The organism is Streptomyces sp. NBC_00989, from assembly GCF_045162655.1.
Lineage (GTDB): Bacteria > Actinomycetota > Actinomycetes > Streptomycetales > Streptomycetaceae > Streptomyces.
Genome location: NZ_CP108728.1, coordinates 7,190,445 through 7,207,465, shown reverse-complemented (window position 1 = coordinate 7,207,465; position 17,021 = coordinate 7,190,445). Strand labels below are relative to the sequence as shown.

Genomic DNA, 17,021 nt, shown 5'->3' with positions numbered 1-17,021 from the left:
GAACGGATTTCATCCCTCCGCAACAATCCGGCAGGCGAAGCTGTCAGGCGCGTACCCGGAGGTAGTAGAACCGCGTCGTCTGGGCCGTGCTCTGGTTGTCGTCGCTCACCAGGAGCACCTTGTAGCGGCCCTTCTCCTTCCCCGTGATCACCATGCCCTCGATGTTGTCGAGGAGGGGGTTCGGCTGGGGCTGGTTCGCCGTGGCGCCGAGGGACGGGCAGTCGGCGATGTCGGCGAGGAGGGTCTTTTTGATGAGGTGGACTCCGGGCCGACCGGTGAGGGTGTCGATCCTGCTGGTGTCCGTCGCGTGGCGCGGGTCGGCCAGGTAGAGGCGGACGGTGTTGCCGAAGCCGCTGGTGAAGCCGCGCTCCAGGACGAGGAGGCGGCCGTCGGGGAGGGCCTGCACCTCGGGGACGCCGAGGAACGCGGCGTCGGTCTTGTAGGCGTACTGCGCGGCGAGCTTGAAGTGGTCGCCCCTGGTCCGGGTCCAGGTCTGGAAGCGGACGTCGCCCGAGGTGTCGCCGGCGATCGGGTACTCCATCGACGCGAGGAGGGTGTGACCGCCGGGCAGCAGGGTCAGGCCCTCGAAGGTCTGGTTGGAGACGGCCCGCCCGGCCGGCGCCACGAGCAGCGAGGACGGGACCGGGAGGCGGTCGAGGATCGTGCCGTCGGCGGAGTAGCGGCGGATCGACGGCTCGGTCTCGGAGGTGATCAGGCGGGTGCCGTCGCGGTCGATGGCCAGACCCTCGGAGTCGAGGTCGGCGCCGTTCTCGTCGGCGAGGTGGACGGCGCGCTCCGGCTGGAGCGTCTTCGCGTTCAGGTCGAACAGCGAGGAGCGGTCCTCCAGGGCGGCCAGTGAGCCGTCCTTGTCCACCGCGAGCGCGGAGAAGTTGCCGACGAAGGTGCCGTCGTACGTCGTCTGGTCGAGCGCGTCGGAGAAGCGGTCGATCGAGACGGACGATGAACAGGCGTTACCGGTGAGGGAGTTGCTGACGGCGGTCGCGGGCCCGGCGGCGGTGAGGCAGGTGGCCGCCGCCAGGCCGGCGGTCGTGGTCGCGAGTACGGTTCTCAGGCGCATGGGCGTCACCGTAGGACGAGTGGATGACGTGCGGGAGACCGCGTAGTAAAGCGATTGCCTTGAGCAGGGGCTGCGGGTGAGTGAGCAGGGGCTTTAGGCGAGGTCCTTGTGGATCGCCTTCGCGACACCCTGGATCGTCGTGATGCCGTAGCTCATCGTGCTGTTGTCCTGGGTGAGCACGGACATCATGTAGTCGTGGCCGCCGCCGTTGAAGGTGCCCAGGCTGTGGACGCGCCAGCCGTGCGTGGAGCGCTGGAGCCAGCCGTTCTTGACGTGGACGGTGACCGTGGAGGGGGCGCCGTACGGGGTGCCCCAGCGCTGGCTGGAGATGACCTGGTTCATCAGCTTCAGGATGTACGCACGGGAGTTGTCGCTCAGCACCGTGTTCTTGGCGGTGACCAGCTTGAGCAGCTTCTGCTCGTCGGTCACGGTCTCCTGGGTCAGGCCCCAGTAGTTGTTCGCGCCCGGCTTGGTCTGGGTCATGCCGGCGGCGGACAGGAAGCCCTTGATCTTCGTCAGGCCCAGCTGCTTCCACAGGGTGGAGGTCGCGGTGTTGTCCGACTTGGTGATCATGGCCTTGGCGAGCGTCGACTCCCGCGTCGTCAGCGTGCGGTTGTGCTTCTTCGCGTCCCACAGCAGCGTGGCGAGGACGGTCACCTTGACGGTGCTGGCCGAGTCGTAGGCGCTCGTCGCCCGCAGGGTGCAGGTGGTCTTGGTGGTCCGGTCGTAGAGGCCGACCGCGACGGTCCCCTTACGGGTCGCGAGGGCCGCGGTGATGTCCTTCTTCAGCTTGGCGGCGAGGCCCGCCTTGGCCGACGTACAGCTGACCGTCGGGGTGGCCGCGGCGGCGGGCGTGGCGGCGGCCAGCACGGGTATGAGGACGCCGGCGCCCACGCCGACGGCCACCGCTCTGGCTCGGCGGGATGTCCAAAGAGACTGAGTCATGCATGAGTTGACTCACAGGAAGGCGTGAAAGGTTGTACGGGTTGGGGAACGGTTGTACGACGCGTTACCCGCCCCTTTGCGAATTCACAGCCGGCCGCCAGGTTCGGCACAGCAGTCACCCACCCTGCCTTCGCACGATGCGTGGGTGACATCTGCCACCGATCCGTACCCCCACACCGACCCCGCGTCCGCCGACTGGCCGCCGCCGGCCCCACCCGTCGACGCGCCCCCCGAGAAGGCGCCCCGCTGGTCGCTGCCCGCGCTCGTCGCGATCCTGGTCCTGGCGGCCGTGCTGTACTCCTGGAACCTGACCGGCTCCAGCCTGAACAGCTTCTACAGCAGCGCCATCTACAGCGGCACGCAGAGCTGGAAGGCCTGGTTCTTCGGCTCGCTGGACGCGGGCAACTTCATCACGGTCGACAAGCCGCCCTTCGCCCTGATGGTGATGGGCCTGTCGTGCCGGATCTTCGGCTTCGGCACCTGGCAGATGATGCTGCCGGAGGTCGCCGCCGCGCTCGGCACGATCTGGATCCTGCACACCTCCGTGAAGCGGTACTTCGGGCACGTGGCCGCGACGATCGCCGCGCTGGTCATCGCCCTGACGCCGATCACGGTCGCCATCAACCGCGACAACAACCCCGACACCCTCCTCGTCCTGCTGATGGTGGGCGCCGCGGCCCTCGGCCTGCGCGCCGTGCGCACCGGGCGGCTGCTGCCGCTGATCGGCTCCGCGGTCTGCTTCGGCCTCGCCTTCAACACCAAGATGCTCCAGGGCTACATCGCCCTGCCGGCCGTCTTCGCCGTGTACGTCATCGCGTCGAAGCTGGGCTGGAAGCAGAAGCTCGTCCAACTGGCCCTGGCCACGGTCGCGTTGGCCGTCTCCAGCTTCTGGTGGGCCACGGCCGTCTCGCTCGTCCCGGCCGACGACCGCCCGTACATCGGCGGCTCGACCGACGGCAGCGCCTGGAACCTGATCATGGGCTACAACGGCCTGGGCCGCGTCCTCGGCGGCGAGGGCAACGGCGGAGGCGGCGGGGGTGGCGGAGGCGGCACGTTCGCCGGTACCGCGGGCCTCGGCCGGATGTTCAACGACATCCTCGGCGGCCAGATCTCCTGGCTGATCCCCTTCGCGGGCATCGCCCTGGTGGCCGGCCTGGCCCTGATCGGCCGTGCCCCGCGCACCGACCCGACGCGCGCCGCGCTGCTCATGTGGGGCGGCTGGCTCGTGCTGCACTACCTGACCTTCGCCATGGCCGAGGGCACCATGCACCCGTACTACACGACCGCGCTCGCCCCCGGCATCGCGGCGCTGTGCGGTGGCGGCGGCGTCATGCTGTGGCGTGCCTTCCGCGGCGGTGACGCGCTCTGGTCCTGGGTCCTGCCGGCCGGTCTCGCGGTCACGGCGATCTGGGCGATCGTGGTGCTGCGCCGGGCCTCCGGCTGGAACACCTGGCTGTGGCCGACGATCGGTGTCCTCATGGTCCTCGCGATCGTGGGCCTGTTCGTGTTCCGCTCGGGCTCCGGCAACCGGGCCCGGCTGCTGACCGCGTCCATCGTGGCGGCGATCATCGCGGCCCTGGCCGGTCCGACGGCGTACGCCGTGTCCCCGGCGGCCTCCAGCACCACCGGCGGCATGGGCGGCACCAACCCGACGGCCGGTCCGTCGACCGGCGGCGGCATGGGCGGCCCCGGCGGCGGGGGCGGCGGCCGTGGCGGCTTCGGCGGCGGCCAGGGCGGTCCCGGCGAGATGACCGGCGGCGGCACCCAGCAGGGCGGCGGCCAGGCAAGCGGCGAGGCCCCCGGCGGGATGACGCCGGGCGGCGGTGGCACCGGTGAGGTGCCGCAGGGCGGTGGCGCACCGAGCGGGGCGCCGACCGGCGGCACGACCGGCGGCCAACAGGGCGGTACCAACGGGGAGTTCCCCGGCGGCGGTACGGCTCCTGGCGGCACCGGCGGCGACACCGGTACGGCTCCGGGTGGCGGCACCGGCGGTACGCGCGGCGGCTTCGGCGGCGGCGGTACGGGCGGCGGTGGCGGCATGGGCGGCACCACGTCCAGCGCGCTCGTCTCGTACCTGGAGAAGCACCAGGACGGCGCCAAGTGGCTGCTCGCGGTGTCCAATTCGCAGAGCGCGGGCCAGCTGATCCTCAGCACCCACAAGCCCGTCATCTCCATGTGGGGCTTCACCGGCTCCGACAAGGCGATGACCCTCGCCAAGCTCAAGGAGCTGGTGAAGAAGGGCGAGTTGCACTACATCCAGCTCGGTGGCGGCGGCATGGGCGGCAACAGCAGCCTGAACACCGAGATCACCGCGTGGGTGCAGAAGAACGCGACGGCTGTGAAGGAGAGCGCGTACGACAAGAGCGCGTCGACGGAGAAGAGTTCGAGTTCTTCGTCCTCCACGACCGGCACCTCGACGACCAGCACGTCGACGATCTACCGGCTGGACCCGTCGGACGTGAAGTGACACCGACTTGGGTGACACCGACGTAGCCGAACGGCCAACGGCCCCCGACCACAAGGTCGGGGGCCGTTTTGGTACGTCAACTCGCGTAGACACGAGGCAAATTGTCGCTTCCGGTCACCTGATCGACACGTCTCGTTTATTTACAGGGCCGCATGTGCATGTCACGCTCCCGTTTGCCGCCCCATTCAACCCGCGTAGATGGGACACTCTTTATGTTGGCGAATCGCATGCACCGCTGGAAATCGGTGGCGTTGGCCACCGCAGCCGTCCTGGTCGGCCTCGCCGCGCCTGCGCTGACCGCGACCCCCGCTTCGGCCACGACCACGGCGTACGACGCGACGTACTACAAGAACGCGGTCGGCAAGACGGGCACGAGCCTCAAGTCCTCGCTGCACACGATCATCAGCGCCAACGTCACGAAGATCTCGTACTCCGCGGTCTGGAACGCCCTCATGGCCACCGACCAGGACCCGAACAACAGCAGCAACGTGATCCTGCTGTACAGCGGTGTCTCCCGCGCCAAGTCCCTCAACGGCGGCGACGTCGGCGACTGGAACCGCGAGCACACCTGGGCCAAGTCCCACGGCGACTTCGGCGAGGTGACCGGTCCCGGCACCGACCTGCACCACCTGCGTCCCGCGGACGTCCAGGTCAACAGCATCCGCGGCAACCTGGACTTCGACAACGGCGGCAGCGCGGTCACCAACGGCGGCGGCAGCACCGTCGACTCCGACTCCTTCGCGCCGCGCGCGGCGGACCGGGGCGACGTGGCCCGCATGATCCTCTACATGGCCGTGCGCTACGAGGGCGACGACGGCTTCGCCGACCTGGAGCCCAACGAGAAGGTCGGCAACGGCAGCAACCCCTACATGGGCAAGCTCTCCGTCCTCAAGGCCTGGAGCGCGGCGGACCCGCCCAGCGCCTTCGAGGAGAAGCGCAACCAGGTCATCTACGACACCTACCAGCACAACCGGAACCCGTTCATCGACCACCCGGAGTGGGTGGAGGCGATCTGGTAGGCAGCAGTCACCGGACCTGAACTCTCCCTGATCCAGGGGCAGTTCAGGTCCGGTTTGCTGTCGCTGTCCGCCCCCGGCGCAGCAACTGCCGCGCCACCCCATGTGTCCCGACCGTGGCCACCGCGGCGAGCGCCAGCCCCTGTGCGACGTCACGCGGTCGCGCGGGACGCAGGACACCGGCCCGCCGCAGTCGGCCCCGGGCCCACAGCGTGAAGGGGACGACCACCAGGGGCGAGGTGACCACCCCGGGGGTGTATCCACGGACGGCGGCGGCCTGGGCCATGTGTGTCAGGGCGTGCAGTCCGAATCCGTTGAGGGCCGCCTGGTAGAAGCCGGAACGTCCGGCCGTACGGTGTCCGTCGGCGGCGGCAGCCGCGACCACCACGCCCATCACGGCGACGGCCGTAGCGAACTCCCGTCCGTCCATGGACTCCAGCCGCCGCCACACCTGTTCCGGCACGCGCGGATGCCGCTGCCGCAGCCCGGGCACGTGCCCTCGGGCCCAGCCCGGCATCGCGGCCACCTCCTCCAGGTCGTGGACCGCCCACGCGGCCAACAGCCCGAAGGTCACGCCGACTTCGACCGCCCGGCCGCCTTCGCCCACCTCGTGTCCACCCATGCCGGGAAGCCTGTCAGCGCGCGCGACGCCGGCACGGGCGAACGTTCGGCCGTTCGGCCGTTCGGTGGAAACCGGAGTCCTGTCGGTGCTCGTACGCCGACGGCGGCGAGCGGGACGGCATCGTGGCTCCCGTCCCGGCCCGCCCCCACCCAGGAGGACCTCATGCTCGGCACCGACTTCATCACCGGATCGCCCAACTGGCTCGACCTCGGCAGCCCCGACACCGACGCGGCCACCGCGTTCTACGGCGCCGTCCTCGGCTGGCAGTTCGTCTCCGCCGGTCCTGACACGGGCGGATACGGGTTCTTCCAGGTGGACGGCAAGACCGTCGCCGCCCTCGGACCGCTCACCGAGGAAGGGGCGCGCTCCGCCTGGATGATCCACTTCAAGACCGACGACATCGCGGCCACCGTCCAGGCCGTCACGGCCGGTGGCGGAACCGTACGGATGGAGCCCATGGACGTCATGGGCGAGGGCATGCTGGCCCAGGCCACCGATCCGCAGGGCGCGCAGTTCGCGCTCTGGCAGCCCGGCAGGACGGCGGGCCTGGAACTCACCTCCGCCCCGAACACCCTGCTCTGGGCGGAACTGCACGCCCCCGACCCGGCGGCGGACATCGCCTTCTACCAGGGCCTGTTCGGCTGGCGCAGCCAGGACATGCCGGCACCCGGCATGACGTACCGGGTACTGAGCACCAGCGCCGGGGACCAGCAGGACGCCTCCTTCGGCGGGGTCGCACCGCTGGGCGACGGCGAGGGCGAACTCCCGCGCTGGGTACCGTACTTCCACTCGACGGACGTCGACGCCACGATCGAGGCGGCGCGGTCCAACGGCGGTTCCGTACCGATGCCGGCGACGGACGTACCGGAGGTCGGCCGGATGGCCTGGCTCACGGACCCCTTCGGCGCGGTGTTCGCCCTGCTGAAGCCGGATCCGCGGATGTGAGGCCACGGGTGCGCCGCGGAAGTGTGGCACTCGGCGCCGAAGTGTCACGCTTCCGCGGGGAGGGACCCGTCACCCCAAGTGCGTAGCCGCGAACATCCGCAACACAGCCGGGAGTACGACCACGGAAGGCCCCGGCTCCCCCAACGCCTTCGCCAGGTCCGACTCCAGCGCCTCCGGAGACGTACGAACCCCCCGCACCCCGAACGACTCCGCCAACGCCACATAGTCCGGCCGGGTCAGCTCCGTCGCCGTCGCCTCGCCGAACGCGTCCGTCATGTACTCGCGGAGGATGCCGTACCCGCCGTCGTCGACGATGAGCCAGGTGACGTTCAGGTCGTACTGCTTGGCCGTCGCCAACTCCGCGATGGAGTACAGCGCGCCACCGTCCCCCGACACCGCCAGCACCGGACGCGTCGGGTCCGCGGCGGCCGCGCCGAGCGCCGCCGGGAAGCCGTAGCCGAGGCCGCCGGCGCCCTGGGCGGAGTGGAGGTGGTTGGGGCCCTTGGCGTCGAACGCCGACCAGGCCCAGTACGCGAGGATCGTCATGTCCCAGAAGGACGGGGAGTTGGCCGGTAGCGCCTTGCGTACGGACTCCAACACGCCTTGTTCCAGGGTCAGTTCCTGGGACGCGATGCGTTCCCGGACCCTGCCCAATACCTCCCCCACCCGCCCCGCCGCCGTCTCGTCCGCCCGCTCCGTCACCGTCTCCAGCAGCGCCTGCAACCCGTGCCACGCGTCCGCGTGGATGCCCAACGCCGGGTGGTTCGACTCCAGTTTGCCGAGGTCCGCCTCGATCTGGATGACCCGGCCGCGCGGAGCGAACGTGTGGTAGTTCGACGACAGTTCGCCCAGGCCCGAGCCCACCACCAGCACTACGTCCGCGTCCTCCAGGAAGTCCGTCGTGTGGCGGTCCTCCAGCCAGGACTGGAGGGACAGGGGGTGCGTCCACGGGAACGCGCCCTTGCCGCCGGGCGTCGTCACCACCGGTGCCTGGAGTTTCTCGGCCAGTTGCCGCAGCTTCTTCGACGCGTCCGCCCGTACGACTCCCCCGCCCGCGATGATCGCCGGGCGGGCCGCGTTCGACAGCAAGTGCGCTGCTACGGCGGTCAGTTCGGGGCGCGGGACCAGGTCCTCCGGTGTCGCGTCCACCGCCGTCACCACCGGGAGGAGGGTCTCGGCCAGTAGTACGTCCTGGGGGATCTCCACCCACACCGGGCCGTGCGGGGCCGTGAGCGCCGACTTCCATGCCTCCGCGATCGCGGACGGGATCTGTGACTGGGTGCGGACGGTGTGGACCGACTTCACCACGCCCCTGAACGAGGCGGACTGGTCCGGGAGTTCGTGGAGGTAGCCGTGGCGGCCGCCGCCCAGACCGGGGGTCGGGATCTGACTGCTGATCGCCAGCACCGGGGCCGAGGCCGCCCGCGCCTCCTGGAGCGCAGCCAGTGAGGTCAGCGCGCCCGGGCCGGTCGACAGGAGCAGCGGTGCCGCCTCGCCCGTGATGCGGCCGTACGCGTCCGCCGCGAACCCGGCGTTGTTCTCCACCCGTAGGCCGATGTACCTCAGGTCGGAGCGGCGCAGGGCGTCGAACATGCCGAGCGCGTGCTGGCCCGGCAGGCCGAACACCGTCGTCGCGCCGAGGCCCGCCAGGGTCTCCACGACCAGGTCACCGCCGTTGCGGCCGGGGGGAGGATTCAGCGCGGCCTCCGTCTGAGCCGCGGTCGGGTGGAGTTCCAGGTCGTGGTCGTGGGTCACTTCGAACGAGCCTCGGCAATCTGACGGGACATGATCGTGATCAGGTCGTACGCGGTGTGCGACGCGGCCACCGACGTGATCTCGGCGTGGTCGTACGCCGGTGCCACCTCGACGACGTCCGCCGACACCAGGTTGCAGGATGCCAGGCCGCGCAGGATCTCCAGAAGTTCGCGGGAGGTCAGGCCGCCGGCCTCGGGCGTGCCGGTGCCGGGCGCGTGGGCCGGGTCGAGGCAGTCGATGTCGATGGAGATGTAGAGGGGCCGGTCGCCGATGCGCTGGCGCAGCTGGTCGGCGACCTCGTCGGCGCCCCGGCGGTAGACGTCCGCGGACGTGACGATGCCGAAGCCCATCTTCTCGTCGTCCTTGAGGTCCTGCTTGCCGTACAGCGGACCGCGGATGCCGACGTGCGAGAGCGCCTCCGTGTCGAGGATGCCCTCCTCGACCGCCCTGCGGAACGGCGTCCCGTGCGTGTACTCGGCGCCGAAGTACGTGTCCCAGGTGTCGAGATGGGCGTCGAAGTGCAGCAGCGCTACCGGGCCGTGCTTCTTCGCCACCGAGCGCAGCAGCGGGAGCGCGATCGTGTGGTCGCCGCCCAGGGTCATCAACCGCGCGCCGGTGCCCAGGAGTTCGTCCGCCGCGGCCTCGATGGTCTCGACGGCCTCGTTGATGTTGAACGGGTTCGCCGCGATGTCACCGGCGTCCGCGACCTGCGCCAGCGCGAACGGGGACGCGTCCTGCGCCGGGTTGTACGGCCGCAGCAGCCGGGACGCCTCGCGGATCGCGTTGCCGCCGAAGCGAGCGCCCGGCCGGTACGAGACTCCGGCGTCGAACGGCACCCCGACCACGGCGACGTCGGCGGTGCCGACCTCGTCCAGGCGCGGCAGCCGGGCGTAGGTCGCGGGTCCGGCGTACCGCGGGGTGCGGGAGGAGTCGACCGGGCCGCGGGGCGTCTCGTTGCTGGTCATGGGCACTGCCTTCTTTCCTACGCTTCGTCGCGTATGGGATTTTTCCTGCGGTTTTGTACGCCTGACTACGACTTTACTGGTGGGCGGCGACCGGTTCGGACGCGCGTTCTGGTGCACCGCGCCCCGCGAGACGGTCCCGCCAGGCGGCGAGTACGGCCGCGTCGGTCGCCGGCGTGGCGAGGGAGACGGTCACATAGGCGGCCAGAGACAGCAACAGGCCGTAGTAGACAGGCTCGTTGGCGAGGATGCCGTAGGTCGCCATCAGGCCGACGACCGCGAGGCCGCCGACGGCCACGGCGGCCAGCGCGCCCTGTGCGGTGCCGCGCTTCCACAGCAGTCCGCCGAGGATCGGGACGAGGAGTCCGCCGACGAGCAGGTTGTACGCCACCGTCAGGGCCTCCACGACGTTGTTCAGGGCGATCGCCGTGGCGATCACCGCGACGCCCATGACGAGGATGAAGACGCGGTTGCCGCGCACCTCGTCACGCTCGTCGTCGTCCTCCCGCCGTACGGCACCTCGCAGCCGCGACCAGATGTCGTTGTTGGCGACCGTGGCGCAGGCGATCAGCGCGCCCGACGACGTCGACATCACGGCGGCCAGCGCGGCGGCGAGCACCAACCCCCTTACACCTATGGGGAGTTCGTCCTTGACGATGGTCGCGAAGGCGTCGTCCGGGCTGCCGAGGTTCGGGTAGAGGACCTTGGCCGACGTGCCGATGACGGCGCCCGCGACGGCGTAGACGAGGCAGTACGTGCCCGCGACCGTGCCGCCCCACTTGGCCGTCCTGTCGCTGCCGGCCGTGAACACGCGCTGCCAGATGTCCTGGCCGATGAGCATGCCAAACGTGTAGATCAGGACGTACGTGAAGATCGTCTCGCCGCCGATGCCCAGCGGGTCGAAGTACTCGGTGGGCAGCTTCGCCTTCATCTCGCCGAAGCCGCCGGCCTTGACGACCGCGATGGGCAGCAGAAGCAGGAGCACGCCGATCGTCTTGACCACGAACTGCACCATGTCCGTCAGCGTGATCGACCACATGCCGCCGAGCGTCGAGTACGCGACGACGATGGAGCCGCCGAGGACGATCGCGAGGGTCCGGTTCATGTCGAAGAGGACGTCGAAGATCGTGGCGTAGGCGATGGTGGACGTGACGGCCAGCATCAAGGTGTACGCCCACATGACGACCCCGGAGATGACGCCCGCGCGGCCGCCGTACCTGAGATCGAGCATCTCCGACACCGTGTACACCTTGAGGCGGGCGATGCGGGCGGAGAAGAAGACGGAGAGGGCGAGCAGGCCGAGGCCGATGGTGAAGACCATCCAGGCGCCGGACAGGCCGTACTGGTAGCCCAGGCCCACCCCGCCGATGGTGGACGCGCCGCCGAGGACGATCGCGGCCATGGTGCCGGAGTACATGACGGGGCCCAGGCGGCGGCCCGCCACCAGGAAGTCGCTCTTGGACTTGGCGCGGCGCATGCCCCACCAGCCCATGGCCAGCATGCCGGCCAGGTAGACGACGATGACGGTGTAGTCGACGGCCATGTGGGGGCCTCCTTCGCGCACTGCCGGGGTCTTGGGGGGCTTGCGTCGCGACTGACCCTAGGTGGCCGGAAAGCGGCTGCGAAGTGTACGTTTCATCCATCCGAGCTCGAGGTGATGGAGGAAACGTCCACCATGCCGGACCTCACGGTTCCGCCCACTCCACCCGTGTATCTCTCCGCCCTCCTGGCCCGCGAGGATCTGGGGCTGCGGCAGATCGCCGGGCCGTCCGACCCCGACATCGCGATCCACTGGGCGCACACGTCGGAGATGCCGGACCCGTATCCGTACCTGCTGGGCGGCGAACTGCTGCTGACTGCGGGAGTGCACATCCCGGAGGCGGCCGGTTCGGGCACGTACTTCGCCGACTACGTCTCCCGGATCGTCGAGGCGGGCGGCGTGGCCCTCGGCTTCGGCGTCGCGCCGGTCCACGACACGGTGCCGAGATCGCTGGTCGCGGCCTGCGACCACTACGACCTCCCGCTCCTGGAGGTCCCGCCGCCGACCCCGTTCTCCCGCGTCGCCCGCGCGGTCTGGCAACTGATGGCGCAGGCCCGCCTCGCCGAACTCCGCCGCGTCACCGAGGCCCAGCAGAGCCTGGCCGCAGCGGCCTCCCGCCCCGATCCGGTCCCCTCGGTGCTACGGCAACTCGCCCAGCGGGTGAGCGGCCGGGCCGTGCTGTACGGGCCGGACGGCACGGAGATCGCGGCGGCGGGACGGGGAGCGCAGGGGGCGGAGACGGGGGAGGCGTTGGCGGGGCTGGCGCGAGTGGTACGACCACCCGCCGCTCCGGCCTCATCCCCTGCGTCCCCTACGTCCCCCACCTCCGCCACCGACACCGTCCCCGGCGCCCACCTCGCCGCGTACGCCCTCGGTACCGGTCAGGGTTTCGTCCTCGGGGTCGCCGCCCCGGACCGCGCCCCCGGCGACCACACCATCGCCTCCGTCGCCGCCGTACTCCTCTCCCTCCTCACCGGCGAACACCAGAGCCGCACGGGAGCGGACCGTTCGTCGGCGCTCGTACGGCTGCTGCTGGGCGCCCCGCCGGAGGGCGTCGCGGCGCTGCTCGGCGGGGACCGGTGGGTCGTCGTGCACGCGATGTCCGACGCCGGGAGCACCCCTGTCCCCGACCCCGTCGCCGCCTCCGCCCTGGGCGCCGCGCTCGGTTCCACGCTGATCGACCTGGCGCCGGACGTCGTACGGGTCCTCGTCCCCGGCGACCGGGAACCCGCCCCGCAGCCCGGCTGGACCCTCGGTGTCAGCGCCGCCGTCGCTCCCGAGGACTGGTCCGCCGCCGACACCCAGGCGGCCCGTGCCCTGGCCCGCGCCCGGGCGACCCGCGCCCCGCTGGTCCGGCACGGCGCCTCGGGCCGCGCCGGTCTCGCCGGACTGCTCCCCCACGGCGAGGCCGAGGCGCACGCCCGTACCCTCCTCGCGCCGCTCGCCGGCCACCCCGCGCTCACCGAGACCCTGCGCACCTGGCTCTCCCTGCACGGGAGTTGGGACCGTACGGCGGTCGCGCTCGCCGTGCACCGCAACACCGTGCGGCAGCGGATCGCCCGGTGCGCGGCGCTGCTGGAGGCGGACCTGGACGATCCGGACGTACGGATGGAGCTGTGGTTCGCACTCGGGCGGGTGTGAGTGATCCACATCCCAGCGTTCGGGACGTCGGGCACGCGCACAACTCTCTGCTTCACAATGGGAACCATGCCGATACCCGGGACCCCCAGCCGCGCCGAGCTCGTCGATCACCTTGTGAAGACCCGTATCGCGGGCGACGTAGCCACACCTCGCGAGAACAACCTCTCCCACTACCGCAAGCTCGCGAACGGCGACCGTCACTACTGGTTCGGCCTGGAGCTCGGCAGCCGCTGGACCGACGAGCAGGACGTGCTCGCGGTGATGGCGGAGCGGGTGGGTGTGAACGACGATCCCGAGTACCGCTACGGCCAGGACACCATCGACCCGGAGCTGACGGTCGAGGGGCTCGACCGGCTGGCGGCGCGGCTGCGCAAGGCGGCCGACGGGCAGCAGCGGGTGCTCTTCGCGACCGGTCACCCGGGCGGTCTGCTCGACGTGCACCGTGCCACGGCCGCCGCCCTGCGCACGGCGGGCTGCGAGATCGTCGTGATCCCGGAGGGGCTGCAGACGGAGGAGGGGTACGTCATGCAGTTCGCGGACGTGGCCGTCCTGGAGCACGGGGCGACGCTCTGGCACACGCACTCCGGTGAGCCGATGAAGGCGATCCTCACCGCCCTGGAGCGCGAGGGCCGCCCGCTGCCCGACCTGGTCGTCGCCGACCACGGCTGGGCGGGGTACGCGGGGCGGCACGGGGTCGACTCCGTCGGGTACGCCGACTGCAACGACCCGGCGCTCTTCCTCGCCGAGTCCGAGGGGACCGTACAGGTGGCGGTCCCGCTCGACGACCACGTCGTCAGCCCCAGGTACTACGACCCGATGACGGCGTATCTGCTGGCGGAGGCGGGACTCGGCTGAGGAGGGTCGGGACTCAACTCACCCGTCACGGCCAGGGGTTGAGCCCTTCCGCCCGGCGTTGCGCGTACCCCGGTGTCGGGTCCAGATAGACCCGGTTCACCGACGGGAACGCCTCCCGCAGCCGCTGTTCGGCCTGTTCGCAGGCCCACTCGATCTGCGCGGCGGTCGACCTGTCCCGGAAGTCGATCTTCGCAGCGACCAGCGCCTCGCGCGGGCCCTGCACGAGGGTCGTCAACTCCAGTACGGCTTCGATGTGTTCGACCCCGAGCAGCTCCTCGCGGATTCGGTCCCGCATGGCCTTGGGGAGGGGGCGGCCGATGAGGAGTTCGGCGTTGGAGCGGCCCAGCACCCAGGCGACGTAGAGCAGCAGGGCGCCGATGCAGAGGGAGGCGATGCCGTCCCACACCCCCGAGCCCGTGAGCTGGCCGCCGAGCAGGCCGCCGGCCGCGAGGACCAGGCCGACGAGGGCGGCGGAGTCCTCCAGGACTACGGCCTTGACCGCTGTGTCGGGGGTGTAGCGGAGGTAGCGCTTGAAGGAGGCGTCGAAGCGGGCGGCCTCGCCGCGCGCCTGGCGTACGCCCGTACGCAGGGAGTAGCCCTCCAGGAGGAAGGCGACGCCGAGCACGATGTACGAGATGAGCGGGTCGCCGAGTTCCTCGCCGGCGACGAGGGTGTGGATGCCGTCGTAGATCGAGAAGACGGCGCCGCCGACGAAGGTGGCGACGGCGGCGAGCATCGCCCAGATGTAGCGCTCGGGACCGTAGCCGAGGGGGTGTTCCTCGTCGGCGGGTTTGCTGCTGCGCTTGAGGGCGGTCAGCAGGAGGAGTTCGGTGACGGTGTCGGCGACCGAGTGCGCGGCCTCCGACAGCATCGCGCTGGAGCCGCTGATGACGCCGGCGACCGCCTTGGCGAGCGCGATGCCCAGGTTGGCGACAGCCGCGACGATCACCGTGACGGTGGACTCGCCGCCGCCGTCACCTTCCTCTGTTTCTGCCATGGCCTCAGTGTTCCCGAGGAACCCGGACCACGCCCTCCTGAATGACGGAGATGGCCAGTTGGCCGTCCTGCGTGTAGATCCGCGCCTGCCCGAGCCCACGCCCGCCGGACGCCGACGGCGACTCCTGGTCGTAGAGCAGCCACTCGTCCGCGCGGAACGGCCGGTGGAACCACATCGCGTGGTCGAGCGACGCTCCTACGACATCTCCTACGGCCCAGCCGCCGCGGCCGTGCGCGAGGAGGACGGAGTCGAGGAGGGTCATGTCGGAGACGTAGGTCGCGAGTACTACGTGGAGGAGCGGATCGTCGATGGGGCCTTCGAGCTTGCCGTTGGTGCGGAACCACACCTGGGAGTGCGGCTCGCGCGGTGCGCCGAACTTTCCGAACGGCGGCTCCTCGACGTAGCGCAGGTCGATGGCCTCGCGGGCCTCGATGAACTTCTCGACGACCTCGGGGGCGATGTGGTCGTAGCCACGCAGCCGGTCCTGGGAGGTGGGCAGGGTGGCCGGGTCGGGGGCGGACGGCATGGGGGCCTGGTGTTCGAGGCCGTCCTCGTGGCGCTGGAAGGACGCGGAGAGGGCGAAGATCGGCTGGCCGTGCTGGACCGCGACGACGCGGCGCGCGGTGAAGGAGCGGCCGTCGTTCATGCGCTCGACGGTGTAGACGATGGGCGCGCCGGGGTCGCCGGGGCGCAGGAAGTACGCGTGGAGGGAGTGGGCGAGACGGTCCTCGGAGACCGTCCGGCCGGCGGCGACCAGCGCCTGGGCCGCCACCTGTCCGCCGAAGACGCGGGGTACGACGGCGGACTGGGACTGGCCGCGGAAGATGTTCTCCTCGATCTGCTCAAGGTCGAGCAGATCGAGGAGACCCTGAAGTGCCTTGCTCATGGCACCTTTTCTACTGGCCGGTAATTTCGGGGACCTTACAGGCCCATGTCCTTCGCGATGATCGTCTTCATGATCTCGCTGGTGCCGCCGTAGATGCGGTTGACGCGGTTGTCCGCGTACAGGCGGGCGATCGGGTACTCGTTCATGAAGCCGTAGCCGCCGTGTAGCTGGAGGCAGCGGTCGATCACGCGGTGGGCGACCTCGGTGGTGAACAGCTTGGCGCTGGCCGCCTCGGCGGGGGTCAGCTCACCGGCGTCCAGGGCCTCGGTCGCGCGGTCCACGACGGCCTCGGCGGCGTCCACCTCGGCCTGGCAGGCGGCCAGTTCGAACTTGGTGTTCTGGAACGCGGCGACGGGCTGGCCGAAGACCACGCGCTCCTGCACGTACTGCTTGGCGAACCGGACGGCGGCCTTGGCCTGCGCGTACGCGCCGAACGCGATGCCCCAGCGCTCGGAGGCGAGGTTGTGGCCGAGGTAGTAGAAGCCCTTGTTCTCCTCGCCGAGGAGGTCCTCGACCGGGACCTTCACGTCGACGAACGCGAGCTCGGCGGTGTCGGAGGTCTTCAGGCCGAGCTTGTCGAGCTTGCGGCCGACCGAGTAGCCCTCGGCCTTGGTGTCCACCACGAAGAGGGAGATGCCGTGGCGGCGGTCCTCCTTGGAGGACGGGGCGGTGCGGGCGCAGACGATCATGCGGTCGGCGTGCACGCCACCGGTGATGAAGGTCTTGGCGCCGTTGAGGACGTAGTGCGTGCCGTCCTCGGAGAGTTTGGCGGTGGTCTTCATGCCCGCGAGGTCGGAGCCGGTGCCCGGCTCGGTCATCGCGATGGCCCACATCTCCTCGCCGGAGACGAACTTCGGCAGGTACTTCTTCTTCTGCTCGTCGTTGGCGAGCAGCTTGATGTAGGGCAGGCCGAGCAGCACGTGCACACCGGAGCCGCCGAAGGAGACACCCGCGCGCGCGGTCTCCTCGTAGAGGACGGCCTCGAACTTGTACGAGTCAATGCCCGCGCCGCCGTACTCCTCGTCCACGCGGATGCCGAAGACGCCGAGCTCGGCGAGCTTGTAGTAGAACTCGCGCGGCGCCTGGCCGGCGGCGAACCACTCGTCGTAGACCGGGACGACCTCGGCCTCGATGAAGGCGCGCAGGGTCTCCCGGAACGCCTCGTGGTCCTCGTCAAACACCGTACGGCGCACCGCCGCCACCCTTCTTTGCGCCTAAACCGGCGCCGCTCTCGCGGATGTGGTTGCTCGCCATCGGGGTTCCTCAATTGATGATTGCGGTCCGATGGCTAAGCGCTTGCTCAGCATCGAGC

The 17,021-nt window shown here is 70.4% G+C and carries 14 protein-coding genes; 5 read left to right on the top strand and 9 right to left on the bottom strand.

All coding sequences use genetic code 11. From position 1 onward, the window contains the following. Positions 1 to 43 precede the first annotated feature (43 nt). Positions 44 to 1,078 carry an esterase-like activity of phytase family protein gene (locus tag OG714_RS32140; protein ID WP_406126240.1) on the bottom strand — a complete coding sequence of 345 codons (1,035 nt, stop codon included), beginning with the start codon at positions 1,076 to 1,078 and terminating at the stop codon, positions 44 to 46. 93 nt (positions 1,079 to 1,171) lie between these two features. After that, on the bottom strand, positions 1,172 to 2,023 hold the full coding sequence (locus OG714_RS32135; RefSeq protein ID WP_406126238.1) for a serine hydrolase: 852 nt from the start codon (positions 2,021 to 2,023) through the stop codon (positions 1,172 to 1,174). Between the two features lie 145 nt (positions 2,024 to 2,168). Here OG714_RS32135 and OG714_RS32130 point away from each other — a divergent pair, with 145 nt between their 5' ends. Continuing rightward, entirely contained in the window at positions 2,169 to 4,490 is a 2,322-nt protein-coding gene (locus OG714_RS32130) for a glycosyltransferase family 39 protein (RefSeq protein WP_406126237.1), read from the top strand. Between the two features lie 212 nt (positions 4,491 to 4,702). Beyond that, entirely contained in the window at positions 4,703 to 5,509 is an 807-nt protein-coding gene (locus OG714_RS32125) for an endonuclease I family protein (protein ID WP_406126235.1), read from the top strand. Positions 5,510 to 5,552: 43 nt separating this feature from the next. On the opposite strand, the gene OG714_RS32120 is transcribed toward OG714_RS32125, so the two are convergent. Then, positions 5,553 to 6,128 carry an HXXEE domain-containing protein gene (locus OG714_RS32120; protein WP_406126234.1) on the bottom strand — a complete coding sequence of 192 codons (576 nt, stop codon included), beginning with the start codon at positions 6,126 to 6,128 and terminating at the stop codon, positions 5,553 to 5,555. A gap of 162 nt (positions 6,129 to 6,290) precedes the next feature. Between OG714_RS32120 and OG714_RS32115 the strand changes: the two genes are divergently transcribed. Beyond that, positions 6,291 to 7,073, top strand: coding sequence for a VOC family protein (locus OG714_RS32115; protein WP_406126232.1), 783 nt, complete (start codon positions 6,291 to 6,293; stop codon positions 7,071 to 7,073). 69 nt (positions 7,074 to 7,142) lie between these two features. Here the strand turns inward: OG714_RS32115 and OG714_RS32110 are convergent, their stop codons facing one another. From OG714_RS32110 to OG714_RS32100, 3 genes are all read right to left on the bottom strand, one after another. Then, complete coding sequence (locus OG714_RS32110) at positions 7,143 to 8,828, bottom strand: thiamine pyrophosphate-binding protein (RefSeq protein ID WP_406126231.1); 1,686 nt, start codon at positions 8,826 to 8,828, stop codon at positions 7,143 to 7,145. Continuing rightward, entirely contained in the window at positions 8,825 to 9,793 is a 969-nt protein-coding gene (gene speB / locus OG714_RS32105; RefSeq protein ID WP_365300712.1) for an agmatinase, read from the bottom strand. The genes OG714_RS32110 and speB overlap by 4 nt, the downstream gene beginning before the upstream one ends. Before the next feature lie 73 nt (positions 9,794 to 9,866). Further along, entirely contained in the window at positions 9,867 to 11,333 is a 1,467-nt protein-coding gene (locus tag OG714_RS32100; RefSeq protein WP_406126229.1) for a sodium:solute symporter, read from the bottom strand. Positions 11,334 to 11,465: 132 nt separating this feature from the next. Here OG714_RS32100 and OG714_RS32095 point away from each other — a divergent pair, with 132 nt between their 5' ends. Together OG714_RS32095 and OG714_RS32090 are read left to right on the top strand one after the other, a co-directional pair. Continuing rightward, positions 11,466 to 12,971, top strand: coding sequence for a PucR family transcriptional regulator (locus OG714_RS32095; protein ID WP_406126227.1), 1,506 nt, complete (start codon positions 11,466 to 11,468; stop codon positions 12,969 to 12,971). Between the two features lie 66 nt (positions 12,972 to 13,037). After that, on the top strand, positions 13,038 to 13,826 hold the full coding sequence (locus tag OG714_RS32090; protein WP_406126226.1) for a phosphatase: 789 nt from the start codon (positions 13,038 to 13,040) through the stop codon (positions 13,824 to 13,826). A 25-nt stretch (positions 13,827 to 13,851) separates the two neighbouring features. Here the strand turns inward: OG714_RS32090 and OG714_RS32085 are convergent, their stop codons facing one another. The 3 genes from OG714_RS32085 to OG714_RS32075 are packed head-to-tail and all read right to left on the bottom strand — an operon-like array spanning position 13,852 to position 16,902. Beyond that, positions 13,852 to 14,823, bottom strand: coding sequence for a cation diffusion facilitator family transporter (locus OG714_RS32085; RefSeq protein WP_406126225.1), 972 nt, complete (start codon positions 14,821 to 14,823; stop codon positions 13,852 to 13,854). 4 nt (positions 14,824 to 14,827) lie between these two features. After that, positions 14,828 to 15,709 carry an acyl-CoA thioesterase gene (locus OG714_RS32080; RefSeq protein ID WP_406126223.1) on the bottom strand — a complete coding sequence of 294 codons (882 nt, stop codon included), beginning with the start codon at positions 15,707 to 15,709 and terminating at the stop codon, positions 14,828 to 14,830. A 35-nt stretch (positions 15,710 to 15,744) separates the two neighbouring features. After that, on the bottom strand, positions 15,745 to 16,902 hold the full coding sequence (locus OG714_RS32075; RefSeq protein WP_406126221.1) for an acyl-CoA dehydrogenase family protein: 1,158 nt from the start codon (positions 16,900 to 16,902) through the stop codon (positions 15,745 to 15,747). Between the last annotated feature and the right edge of the window lie 119 nt (positions 16,903 to 17,021).